This is a genomic window from Hymenobacter sedentarius (assembly GCF_001507645.1).
Classification (GTDB): Bacteria; Bacteroidota; Bacteroidia; order Cytophagales; family Hymenobacteraceae; genus Hymenobacter; species Hymenobacter sedentarius.
In genome coordinates, this window is the sequence record NZ_CP013909.1 from 873,017 (window position 1) to 885,493 (window position 12,477).

Here is a 12,477-nt window from a genome sequence, read left to right on the forward strand (position 1 = left end):
CAGCAATCTTACCTGCCTGAAACGGGACCGTGCCCACGGAAATGAAAAAACGTAATTTTACTCCTCTACCTACGTTTACTCTCCTGCCCACGTTAGCGCTCCAGTACCGGGGCGCTCAAACGAACAGTTCGGTTTGCTGCCGGCGTTTCGCGGCCAGTTGGTTGTCTTTATTCCTTCTCTTGACTTTGACACGACATTTGCTCAAATACCGCTGGGCTGCGTTGCTCGCCTTCCTGTTGGGGATAGGTGCGGCGGGCTGTGCGTCGGATAAAAACCTGGTTTCGCACGCCTTCAACAACGTGGCCGCGCGCGACAATGCCTATTTCCTGGCCCGCGAGAAGCTGCACGAAACGGAGGACAAGCTTTACGCGGCCCGCGTGAACGACTACAACCAGACCCTGCCGCTGTTTCCGACCCTGGACAGTGCTTCGGTGCGGGCCAACCGGGCGGAGCTCAACGATATTATTAAAAAGGCCTCGATGCCGATTCAGCACCGGCCCGGCTCCGACTGGACCGATGACGCTTACATCTTGGTGGGCTGGTCGCGGTTTTACCAGATGCAGTTCGACGATGCGGCGCTCACGTTTAAGTACGTTAATTCCACCAGCAAGGACCCCAACGCCAAGCACGAGGCACTGATTGGGCTCATGCGCACCTTCGTGGCGCAGGGCGAATACGAGAGCGCCAAGGCCGTATCGGACTTGCTAGACAAGGAAAGTGGCCTGCCCAAAGACGCGCGGCAGCTGTTTCTGACCCGCGCCGACTACTACATCCGCACCGACGAGCCCGCGAAGGCCATTCCGCAGCTGGAACGCGCCATTCCGCTTATTGAGCTGAAAAACGAACGGTCGCGCACCCGCTACGTACTGGCGCAGCTCTACCAGGACGCCGGCGAGAACAAGAAAGCCTACGACCAGCTCAACCAGATACTGGCGCGCAACCCGCCGTATGAGCTGGACTTTTTTTCCAAGCTGATGCTGGCCCAAGTGTCGGACCTAAATCAGAAGGACCGCGCCCGGCTTGACAAGTACTTTGCGGCGCTGCTCAAGGACTCCAAGAATAAGGACTACCGCGACAAGGTCTACTACGAGATGGCGCGGCTCAACTACCGCGAAAAGAATTTCCCGGAGGCGCTGAAGCTGTTGCAAAAGTCCATTCAAGCCACTACCACCAACCGCCTACAGAAAAGCTATACGTACCTGCTGGCCGGCCGCATCTACTACGAAGACCTGCAGAAGTATCGCCTCGCGGCGGCGTACTACGACAGCACGGTGCAGAACCTGGCCAAGGAAGCCAAGACGTACGCTGCCATAAAAGAGCGCAGCGAGATTTTGAGGGATTTTGCCAAGCAGTACACCATCATCGAAACGCAGGACAGCCTGCAGGCCCTGGCCCGCCTGAGCCCAGAGGCGCTCGACCAAAAGCTCAACCTGTACGCCGACGCCGAAATTGAGCTAAAGCAGAAGGAAGCCGACCGGCTGGCGGCACTGCAGAAAGCCAACGACAAAGCAGCTGAGTTTGCTTCCCGTACCAGCAACACGGGCTTGAGTACGCTGCCCGGTAGCCCCGCCAACGACAACCTGACGGCCTTCGACCCCATGGCCCCGGCCTCGGCCGGCAAGTGGTACTTCGATAACCCCGCTACCCTGGGCACAGCGCGTGCTGACTTCGTTCGGAAATGGGGCAACCGCCAGCTCCAAGACAACTGGCGCATCAGCAGCCAGGCCAACAGCTCCCCCAATGCGCCCCGCAACGCGGGGGCGCCCGCAGCCCTCAATAATAGCGGTACCAACGGTGCGCCGCGGCCCACGGGCGCACGGGCCGACTCGGCGGCTACTGCCACCACTGCCGCTGTGGCAGCCGACCCGGTGGCGCAGAAAAGCGCTTTGCTAGCCCAATACCGAAGCCAGCTGCCCCTCACCCCGGCGCAGCTCCAAGCTTCGGACGCGCAGGTAGAAGCAGCGTTGTATGAGCTGGCAGGCATCTACAAGGAACAACTCAAGGAGCGGGAAAAAGGCTTTGAAACCTACGAGAAAGAGGTGGCCCGTTACCCCCGCGGCCAGCACGCTCCCGATGCCTACTATCTGCTGTATCTGTACTACAAAGACAAGCCCGATGCGGGCAAGATGGCCCAATACGCGGCGGCGCTGCAACGCGAATTTCCCACTTCTGTGTATGCCAAGCTGATTGCCGACCCGCTCTACCGCGAGCACGAGCTGGCGCTGCACAACGCCGTGGCCAGCCGCGTCGATTCGGCCTTTACCTTTTATAAAAACCAACAGTTTAAGAAGGCAACTGCCGTGCTGGCCCGCACCGAGAAGTTGTACCCCAAGAGCGACTTATCCGACCGGGTGGCTTACTTGAAAACGCTGTTGGTTATCCGCACCCAGCCTCCGCTCACGGCACGAGCGTCGGTCGAGAAGTTCTACCAATCCTACCCCGAAAGCCCGCTGGTGCCGCTGGCCCAGGAACTGGCCGAAACCTACAAAAGGCAAAGCGCTGGGCAGATAGCTGGCGCCCTGGCATCCACGGAAAAGCCGGTGGTGTCGGTTTTCCGGCCGGGTGAGGTAGAGAACCGGATGCGCATTTTCTTCAAGGAAAACGAAACGCCGGCCAAGGCACTGAACCCCACGTCGGCTACCCCGGCTGAGGCGCCTAAAGAGACTCCGGCACCTGCCTCCCCTATTTCGGGCAGCCCTGAAATTGCGTTGCCTGCTGGCACGGTTAAGTCGGCTCCGGCTACCGCACTCAGCCCATCAGCTTCCACAAAGCTCCCAGATTCAGCTCAACCTGTTTCTACGCCATCGCCTGGGTCGGCACCTGCGCCCACTGCTTCAACTACGGTTCCGCCGGCCTCCGCTCCTGGCAATGCCCCCGCGCCCGGCGGTAACGCCCCGGCGGCTCCTTCGACTTCAGCTCCAGTGCCTTCGCCCCCGGCCGCCCCGGCCACGGCCTACACCACCCAGCTAAGCGGGCCGCACGCGGTAGTGCTGGTATTTCCCAAAGCCACGCCACCGGCCGCCGACCTGGCAGCTCAACTGACGACTTACAACAACCGGTTTTTCCGGGCCAATAACCTGCAGCTGGAGGCCCCGGCGCTGGGGGACGACCAAGCGTTGGTGGTGCGAACGCTGCCGGGCGCCAAAGTAGCCCAGAGCTATGCCACCAAGCTGCGCGGGCCGCAGTCGCCCCTGGCCCGGCTGCGGGGCGCGGGCTACCAAACCCTGGTTATCAGCATGGAAAACCTGGCCTTGCTGCAAGCCAGCGGGGATTTGGCCGGGTATTTGACCTTTTATCAGCGCATTTATAAGTAATTTTCGGTGGGCTGGAAATGCTTAAAGCCTCCGGCCCACGCTGGAGGCTTTATTTTTGCTTAATTATTCTGTCTTTATTTCATATGCCCACTTCCTCCCCCGCCCGCCGCCCCAAGCCGACGCCCCTGAAAACTGTGCGCAAGGGGCGGTTTATGGCGTTCACGCGCACCATGTGGCTGCTGTTTGGCGCCGGCGTGGTGGGGCTGGGCTTGTTTGTGCTGGCGGTGAGCGGCAACTTTCTGAATTTGTTTGGGCGCATGCCCAACCTCAAAACCCTGGAAAATCCCCGCTCGGAGCTGGCCTCAGAAATTTATTCGGCCGATGGGGTTTTACTGGGCAAATACTTCCGCGAGAACCGCACGCCGGTGGAGTTCAAGGACCTGCCCCAGAACCTGATTGATGCCCTGATTGCCACCGAAGACGTCCGCTTTGAGCAGCACTCGGGCATCGACATGAAAAGCGTGTTCAGGGCCGTGGCCGGCGTGGCCACGTTCAACCACAACGGCGGCGGCTCCACGCTCACCCAGCAGGTGGCCAAGGTGTTGTTCCGCACCCGGGGCGACCTCAACGACGGTACCCTAAACGGCACCGGCAAAGTGGGCCTGCTCATCACCAAGGCCAAGGAGTGGATTCTGGCCATCCGCCTGGAGCGGAACTACACCAAGCGCGAAATCATGCGCATGTACCTCAACACTGTGGAGTATGGCTCCAACTCCTTTGGCATCAACACAGCCGCCAAAACCTTCTTCAACAAGAAGCCCAAGGAGCTGACCACGCCCGAGGCCGCCACCCTGGTGGGCATCGTGAACGCGCCCGGGCGCTTTAGCCCCGTGGCCCACCCGCAGCGCTCCAAGAGGCGCCGCAACTGGGTGCTGCGCCAAATGGCCAAGTCCCACTACATCACCGCCGCGGAGCTGGCCGCCGACACAGCCAAGCCCATTGTGCTGCACTACTCGGTGGAGAACCCGGCCAAAGGTCTGGCGCCGTATTTCCGGGCCGAGGTGGCGAAGTCGCTGCTGGCCTGGGCCAAGGAAACCGACCACGACCTCTACGCCGACGGCCTGAAAATCTACACCACCATCGATTCGCGCATGCAGGCCTACGCCGAGAAATCGGTGGCCGAGCACCTGGCCCTGCAGCAGAAGTGGTTCACCGCGCACTGGAAGGGCCAGCTGCCCTGGCGCGACGAAACCGGCAAGGTCATCCCCGACTTTCTGAACACGGCCATGCGGCGCACCCAGCGCTACAAGTCGCTGATGAACATCTACGACGGCAACCGCGATTCGGTGAATTATTACCTGCACAAGAAGTACAAGATGCCGGTGTTTACCTGGCAGGGCGAGAAGGAGATGCTGATGTCGCCGCTCGACTCGCTGGCCTACTACAAGCGTTACCTGCAAGCCGGCTTCATGGCCATGAACCCGCTCAATGGCCAGGTGAAGGCCTGGGTGGGCGGGCCCAACTACAAGTTCTTCAAGTTTGACCACGTGCGCCAGGGCAAGCGCCAGCCGGGCTCCACGTTCAAGCCCATTGTGTACACGGCGGCCATCGACCAGGGCTTTTCGCCTTGCTACCCGCGGCCCGATGTGGCCACCACGTTTCCGGCGGTAGCAGGCCGCGAGGCCTACACGCCCAAAAACTTCGAGGGCGGTTTTACGGGTCGCGTGTTTACCTTGCGCCAGGCCCTGGCCCGCTCCATGAACTCCATCACCGCCTGGCTGGTAATGAAGCTCACGCCCGAAACCGTCGCCACCTACGCCAAGCGCCTAGGCATCACCTCTCCGGTCGACGCCGTGCCGTCGATGGGCTTTGGCACGTCCGATTGCAGCATTTTCGAGTTGTGCGGGGTCTACTCTACGTTCGTCAACAAAGGCGTCTGGACGGCCCCCATCATGGTCACCCGCATCGAGGACAAGAACGGCAACGTGCTGCGCGAGTTTGTGCCCCAAACCAAAGAAGTGCTGAGCGAGGAAACGGCTTACATCATGACGAACATGCTGCAGGCCAGCACCACCGAGCCCGGCGGCACCAGCACCATCCTGCACACGGGCTTCAACTTCCCTTATGAAATCGGGGCCAAAACCGGCACCACCTCCAACTACTCCGACGCCTGGTTTATGGGCATCACCCCCGACCTCGTGTGCGGCATGTGGGTAGGCGGCGAAGACCGCAGCATTCACTTCCGCACCGGCGCTTACGGCCAGGGCGCGCGGCTGGCGCTGCCCCTCTACGGCCTGTTTATGCAGAAGGTGTACAAGGATAAGAGCATCGGCATCAGCACCGCCCCGTTCCCCAAGCCTGCCGCCCCACTCAGCATCGAAATCGACTGCTCGAAATACTACGGTGGCCAGCGCGACACCATTCCCGATGCGCAGAAGCTAAACCGCCGCGACCCGGTCGACTTGAGCGAGGAAGATATTTAGCGCCTTGGCAGCTTTCCCTTTTACTTCGTGGCCGGCGACCTTTCGTCGGCCATTTTTTGTTGTTCTCAGTACCGTTGTACCGGGTGTTCGTCCTTGCAGAAAATCCGTACAACCCGTCTAAATCCGTGATTTATGGCCGCCAAAGAGCACCTGCAAGCCCAAATAAGCGCCCTGCCCCACAAGCCCGGCGTGTACAAGTATTTTGACGATGAGGGCATTATCTACGTGGGCAAGGCCATCGACCTGCGCAAGCGGGTGAGCAGCTACTTCACCAAGCAAGACCACAACAAGAAAACCCAGCAACTGGTCAAGAACATCAAGCGCATCGAATTCACGATTGTGGACTCCGAATCCGATGCCTTTCTGCTCGAGAACAACCTCATCAAACAGCACCAGCCCAAGTACAACATCCTGCTCAAGGATGGCAAAACGTATCCGTACATCTGTCTGACCAACGAGCGGTTCCCGCGTCTCATTCCCACCCGCAACAAGATTAACGACGGCTCGCGCTACTACGGCCCTTACGCCAATGGCACGGCCCTGAACGTGCTCCTGGAGCTCATCCGGGCACTATACCCATTGCGCACCTGCAACTTCAACCTGAGCCCGCAAAACGTGGCTGCCGGTAAGTTTAAGGTTTGCCTGGAGTACCACTTGGGCAATTGCAAGGGCCCTTGCGAAAACCACGAGGACGAAGCCCAGTACAACGGCTACATCCAGCAAATCCGCAACATCCTCAACGGTGACCTGCGCGTGCCCAAGCAGTACTTCCGCGAGCAGATGACTGCCGCTGCCCAGGACATGCAATACGAGCTGGCACACCAGTTCAAGGTCAAGCTCGATAAGATTGAGGCCTTCCAGGTGAAGAGCACCATCGTTCACGCTACACTGACCAACATCGACGTGTTTGCCATCGCCAGCAACGAGAAATCGGCCTTTATCACCTACCTCAAGGTGATGAACGGCGCCATCATTCTCACCCAGTCGCTGGAAGTGCAGAAGAAGCTGGACGAGGAGGATGCCGAAATCCTAGCGCCCTTGGTGATGCAGATGCGCCAGGAATTCGAAAGCGAATCCCGCGAAATACTCACCAACGTGGCCCTGGAACTCCCCCTGCCAGGCGTCACCGTATCAATACCTCAAATTGGCGATAAGCGCAAGCTTATTGAGCTGGCCCTTAAGAACGTGCTTTACGCCCGCAAGGAAAAGGAAAGCATGAACGACCGCAGCAAGGACCTCAACGAGGTGCGCATCATGGAAACCATCAAGAAGGACCTGCGCCTCACCGAGCTCCCGAAACACATCGAGTGCTTCGACAACTCCAACTTCCAGGGCGACAACCCCGTGGCCGCGATGGTTTGCTTCCGCAACGCGAAGCCCAGCAAGAAGGACTACCGCCACTACCACATCAAGACCGTCGTGGGCCCCAACGACTTTGATTCCATGTACGAAGTGGTATCGCGCCGTTATCGCCGCCTTGTTGATGAAGGAGCCAGCCTACCCCAGCTTGTTATCGTCGACGGCGGCAAAGGTCAGCTCAGCATGGCCGTAAAGGCCTTGAAGGACTTAAACCTTTGGGGGCAGATTCCCGTCATCGGCATCGCCAAGCGCCTGGAGGAAATCTACGTGCCCAACGACCCGCTGCCGCTCTACATCGACAAGAAAAGCGAATCCCTGCGCCTATTCCAGCGCATGCGCGACGAAGTGCACCGTTTCGGCATCACCTTCCACCGCTCCCGCCGCGACGCGGCCACCCTAAAAACGGAGCTAACCGATGTAAAAGGCCTCGGCCCCATTACCGCCGACAAGCTCCTCAACAAATTCAAATCGGTCAAAAAAATCCGGGAGCTCACCGAGGCCGAGCTCATTGCTGAGGTGGGTAAAGCCAAAGCCAAGGTTCTCCAGAATTACTTCGCCGAAAACGAGGCGCCCACCCACCCCATGCCCGCCAGACAGCTTCCCAGCTAACAAGGCTGGGCACACGAAAAAGGCCCCCGCAATGCTTACTGCGGGGGCCTTTTATTTCTACCTTAGTTGACTTCACAATCCATGAAATCAGCTCAACGTTGAGCCAATTTGTAGTTTAGAAGCTCCACAGGTTGTACTCATATTCAATCAGGTCAGCAGCGGTCTGCTGGGCTGCGAGGATGCCTTGCTGGGCACCGCCGTAGATGTCATCGAGACGGCTGTCGCCAGCGTTCGACACTTTGGTTATGTAGGAGTTAAACAACCACAGTTCGAAGGCGTCAGCCAGGTTCTTGTGCTGCGCGTCGTTCTCGGCGTTAAACCAGATGGCGTTCTCCGGGTTAGCGCGGAACACCTTCACCAAGTCGCTGTACTTGAACGTACCGATGGGCTTCTCAATACCCGAAGTGTTCGAGGGCAGTGTCGAAGGTACCAGCAGCGTAATGGACTTAATGTCATGATACATTCTCGACCGTTTCTTGTCGAAAATCATATCCTCCTTTATTTCCATCTCATACAAATCCTTGTAGCGGTACTCGTTGCCAGCCGGAGCAGGTGCAGCAACGGGAGCAGCAGCTACCGTTTCCATAATCACCTTGCCCTTTTTGTCCTTCAGCTGCTTGCCGTTCTTGTCCAGCTTGGGCCGACGAATGGTGTTGGCAGCAGTGGCCTTGCTTGCGCCCTTTTTGGGAGCGGGAGTGCCCCAGCCGTCGTCACTGCCACCACCGTTCAGGTCTTTCTCACTGAAACCAGCGGCTTTCTCTTCGTCGCTCAGCTTGAATCCTTCGTCAACGTAAGACATGTTGCCGGTTACTTCTTGCGGGTTGAACGTAGAAGTAAGCGAGTCGCTTTTGTAAGCCTGCAGTTCGCCGCGCTTCACCGCTTCGAGGATGATGCGGCTGATTTCCTTGCCTTCCGAGAACATGGGTTTGTTCTGCTTCTCGCGCAGGTCGACCTGGCGCCAGATGCTCTTGCGGAACATTTGGTCCGAAGGCGGAATGGGCCGGTGCGAACCCGTGCTGGTGGCCGTAGTGGCTTGCTCCTGGGCCGAAGCAGTGAGCGACAACGACAAACCAGCAGCAATAGCAGCCAAGGTGTGAATAGATTTCATATCGGGCAAAAGCAGATTTACTTTAAGATAGTTCGCTAACGTGGGTAGCGCCTGTGATATTATAGCAGGGGCACGTTGAATTGCTTGGACACATTCACCGTCTCAATATTGCCCTGGAAGTTCAAGCGCTGTACTTCCTTCACTTCGATGTAGATGCGGTCGCCTTCGCGGTAAGCATTCACAATATCGCTAAGGTTAGCCTCGGGACCGTTTACCGTTCTCGTAGCAATGGCAGGGCGGCGGCCGCGTACCAGCGTTACCTCGTAGCGAGACACACGGTACCGGGCATCATCCGGCAGGAAAGTGGCAAAGCCAGCGTCGGGAATAGCACGCAGCGTCATCGAGCGCACAGCAGTACCGGGAGTACCCTGCTTTTCGTTTACCTGACGGCCACCTACGAAGCATTCAATGGTAGGCTTGGGGATGGGACGAACCTGGAACGTCTGCGAGCCGATGGCGTTGCCGCCGCTGCTCACGTTCAAGGTTACTTCTTTAGAGTTGGGCACCAGGGTTACGTCGCCGGTCTTGGCACCAGGCAGCACGGAGGCACCCGAAGCCGAGAAGCTAGGCTTGTATTGAGCACCCAAAGCAGGCACTGATACGTTGAGCTTGTTGCCGCACTTGAAATACAGGGCCTGTACCGAAGCCGACTGAATCTGCATAACTGGTTTGGTAACGGTATACTCCACCTTCTTTGTGAAAGTAGTATCCCGTCCATTCTGGTTGAAACGGATGGTACCGGTCCAGAAAGCCTTGGCGTTGCCGGAAGCATCAAAGTTGCCTGGGCGAGCCGTAAACTCAATCTTGCCATGGCCGTCGGGACCAACGGGGATGGGCGAACCATTCAACGTCATCCGTGGGCTAATGCTCGAAGCTGATGCCGTTAGGAAAAGCTCAGCTTTGTATTTAGTACCAGCAGCTACCGTGTTCGATTCAGCGCTAGCAAAAGCACCAATTTTGTCAAATACGATGGTTTTGGCACCTACTTTCTCCGCTTGCTTCTGCAATGCTTCGGCTTCCATCTTCAGGATTTCCGTTTCCTTTTGGGAGATGGTGGCCAAGGCGGCAACTACAGGGGTATTCTCGAAGTTGAGCTCAGCGAAGTTTTTGGTTTTCTGCGATTTTTCCGTCACCCGGGCATCCTCCTTGGCGTCAAGCGCCAGCGGAGTGGCCGAAGGCACAAACTGCTTCATGTACTCAGCGTACTCGTTCAGCTTGGGCTTCATGGTGGTGTAGGCGATGCCGTTCTTCTTACCACCGAGCATGGTGATGGCTACCTTGTCTTCACCGCTCATGTTCTTAACCTCACCTGCAGTGTTTTCAGTAGCCTTCAAAAGCTGCTCACGCACATCGCGCAGGTAAGCGACGATGTCCTTCGTCTTCTGACGAATTTCCTCGCTTTGCTTCAACACGGCCTGGTCACGGGCTTGGTTCTGGTTTTTCACCACCGCCGCCTGAATACCTTTCACGGTACCGTCGGCAGCAACCGATGTTTTGTCATTGACGCTCAGCAAGCTGTCGTCAATAAACTTGAACTTCAGCAGAATTGCTGAGTTCACTTGAAGCGCCAGAAGAGCCGTTAGCACGAGGTACATCATGCCAATCATCTTCTGCCGCGGAGTTTCTTTTCCGCCTGCCATTATCTGTTTCCTCTAAAATTGGATGAAGAACTGAATTGTTGCCTAAGGTTTAGGCTTGGGCCGGAGCCCGCATGGCGTTCAGCATGTTGCCGTACACACGGTTGAGCGATGTGAGGTTGCTCGTCAAATCAGATACTTGCTTCTGGAACTGTTCGGTGTCCTTGCCAGCCTGGGTCATGTTATCCATGGCCTTGCTGAGCGTACCGTAGAACTGGTTCATGGACTTCAGGTGCGTGTTGGCGTCCTGCAGCTCCATTTCGTAAACAGCGTTCAGAGCGCCCAGATTCTTGGTCACGTTCTGTACCTGCATGTGGTACTCTTTGGCATCGGAAGTAGCATTCGACATGGCCGAAATAGCTTCTACCGTATTACCATAGGCCACGTTGATTTTATCGAGCGACTCAGCAGCCGAACGCACCTTCTTGGTGTATTCGTCGGTCACGTTGGTAGCCTCGCCCAATTGCGAAAGCTGCGAAGTGGTGGTGCTAAGACGGTTCAAGCCTTGGCCCAGGTTGGTGAGCGCCTCGGGAGTAACGTTGGCGTTCTTCAGCATGTCGTCCAACTTCATGGTCAGGCCCTTGGCCGAATTATCGGTCGAGAAGCTAGGGTTGCCCGTCGAAGGGTCATAGCCTTCGCTCAATTCGGGGTATACCAACGACCAATCGTGCTCCTTCGACTGCGGTTGGAATGCGCTGAGGAAGAAGATAACGGCTTCCGTGCTCAAACCTGCGATAAGCATCGTGTCAGCACCGTTCCAGTGTTCAATTTTGAATAGTGCACCGACGATTACAACTGCTGCACCGATGCCATAGATTTTGGGCATCAGCGTATCGTAGAGAAAACTTCCTTTAGCTGCCATGAGAATTTAACTATTGATTGGAGAAGGTGTTAATGGGTAGGGTGGTGGATGTGGCGTTAGCCGTTTGGAACCTTAGTTGAGGGAATTGTTGCTACCCATGCCAATCTGAATCATCGAGCAGCGGAAGCCGATGTATGAGCGAGCAGAGTCTTGGTATTCGAAGTTGCGAGTACCGGTTTCGAGGAAGTAAGCAATGTCCTTCCACGAACCACCCCGAACTACTTTGCGAGGCTCGTTATCATCTGGATTGGTTGGGTTCAAGTCCCATACTACCGGAACCGAAGCCTCCATATAAGCATCATCACACCATTCCGACACGTTGCCGGCCATGTCGTACAGGCCGAAGTCGTTGGGGAAGAACGAACCTACTTCAGCCGTATAGGCAAAGCCATCGGAAGCATAATCACCCCGGCCTGGCTTAAAGTTCGCCAGCATGCAGCCTTTGGTGTTACGCAAGTAAGGACCGCCCCATGGGTAGGTAGCCAGGTCGCGGCCACCACGAGCAGCATACTCCCACTCCGCTTCGGAAGGCAGACGGAAGTTGGGGTCGTTGGCATAACCACTTTCCTCACGTGCCGCATTCCGGAACTTGGTGCGCCAGTTGCAGAAATACTTCGCAGCAAACCAATCCACTCCAACTACTGGATAGTCGTCGAAAGCCGGGTGCGTATAGTAGTACTCCAGCAATGGGTCACCCATGTGGTAGGTAAAGTCCCGTACCCACACGGTGGTATCCGGATACAGTTCCGTCATCACGTACTCTTCGCCCAGCACATCCAGCGAGTCTTGCTTGATGTTGTCCATGAACTGGCGGTACTCATTGTTGGTGATTTCCGTTTCGTCCATGTAGAAGCCGGCAATGGTCACCTGCTTGTTCATGTTTACCATGGAGGCAGAAATGTCCTGGTCGGTCTGGCCCATGTGGAACGTACCACCCGGGCAAGGCACCATCCCAAACGGCACCTCTTGAGGATTAAAGATAGGACGGTCGTCAGAACCAACGAGTTCGCCCTGAGGTCCTTTACCAAATCCACACCCGCCCAATAATGCCCCGGAGATAGCGAAAAGGGATATTGCTAGAAGCTTGTTCATGAGAGTTAAAAATTCTGTTTTGTTGCCAATACCGCTAAAGTACAGTTGGATGGGCTGGCAAATCTACATGTTT

At 56.9% G+C, this 12,477-nt stretch carries 7 protein-coding genes; 3 read left to right on the top strand and 4 right to left on the bottom strand.

Translation table 11 applies throughout. The features are described from left to right. Positions 1-185 precede the first annotated feature (185 nt). The 3 genes from porW (at position 186) to uvrC (ending at position 7,705) form a co-directional block, all read left to right on the top strand. Positions 186-3,314, top strand: a complete 3,129-nt coding sequence (gene porW / locus AUC43_RS03695) for a type IX secretion system periplasmic lipoprotein PorW/SprE (RefSeq protein ID WP_157780911.1) — start codon at positions 186-188, stop codon at positions 3,312-3,314. Positions 3,315-3,397: 83 nt separating this feature from the next. Further along, positions 3,398-5,737, top strand: a complete 2,340-nt coding sequence (locus tag AUC43_RS03700; protein WP_233254100.1) for a penicillin-binding protein 1A — start codon at positions 3,398-3,400, stop codon at positions 5,735-5,737. A 132-nt stretch (positions 5,738-5,869) separates the two neighbouring features. Further along, the gene (gene uvrC, locus AUC43_RS03705; protein ID WP_068190099.1) at positions 5,870-7,705 is read left to right on the top strand and encodes an excinuclease ABC subunit UvrC; all 1,836 of its coding nucleotides are present in this window, start codon (positions 5,870-5,872) and stop codon (positions 7,703-7,705) included. Between the two features lie 115 nt (positions 7,706-7,820). Here the strand turns inward: uvrC and porN are convergent, their stop codons facing one another. The 4 genes from porN to porK all read right to left on the bottom strand — a co-directional run bounded on the left by porN (position 7,821) and on the right by porK (position 12,404). After that, complete coding sequence (gene porN, locus AUC43_RS03710) at positions 7,821-8,813, bottom strand: type IX secretion system ring subunit PorN/GldN (RefSeq protein WP_068190101.1); 993 nt, start codon at positions 8,811-8,813, stop codon at positions 7,821-7,823. Positions 8,814-8,872: 59 nt separating this feature from the next. Further along, complete coding sequence (gene porM, locus AUC43_RS03715; protein WP_068190103.1) at positions 8,873-10,453, bottom strand: type IX secretion system motor protein PorM/GldM; 1,581 nt, start codon at positions 10,451-10,453, stop codon at positions 8,873-8,875. A 49-nt stretch (positions 10,454-10,502) separates the two neighbouring features. Further along, the gene (gene porL / locus AUC43_RS03720; RefSeq protein ID WP_068190105.1) at positions 10,503-11,312 is read right to left on the bottom strand and encodes a type IX secretion system motor protein PorL/GldL; all 810 of its coding nucleotides are present in this window, start codon (positions 11,310-11,312) and stop codon (positions 10,503-10,505) included. Between the two features lie 72 nt (positions 11,313-11,384). After that, positions 11,385-12,404, bottom strand: coding sequence for a T9SS ring complex lipoprotein PorK/GldK (gene porK / locus AUC43_RS03725; protein ID WP_068190106.1), 1,020 nt, complete (start codon positions 12,402-12,404; stop codon positions 11,385-11,387). Positions 12,405-12,477 lie beyond the last annotated feature (73 nt).

What these genes read in the sequence shown, in the direction of transcription:
- porL (WP_068190105.1), bottom strand. Translation starts at nt 11,312, where the DNA reads ATGGCAGCTAAAGGAAGTTTTCTCTACGATACGCTGATGCCCAAAATC.
- uvrC (WP_068190099.1), top strand. Translation starts at nt 5,870, where the DNA reads ATGGCCGCCAAAGAGCACCTGCAAGCCCAAATAAGCGCCCTGCCCCAC.
- porK (WP_068190106.1), bottom strand. Translation starts at nt 12,404, where the DNA reads ATGAACAAGCTTCTAGCAATATCCCTTTTCGCTATCTCCGGGGCATTA.
- AUC43_RS03700 (WP_233254100.1), top strand. Translation starts at nt 3,398, where the DNA reads ATGCCCACTTCCTCCCCCGCCCGCCGCCCCAAGCCGACGCCCCTGAAA.
- porN (WP_068190101.1), bottom strand. Translation starts at nt 8,813, where the DNA reads ATGAAATCTATTCACACCTTGGCTGCTATTGCTGCTGGTTTGTCGTTG.
- porM (WP_068190103.1), bottom strand. Translation starts at nt 10,453, where the DNA reads ATGGCAGGCGGAAAAGAAACTCCGCGGCAGAAGATGATTGGCATGATG.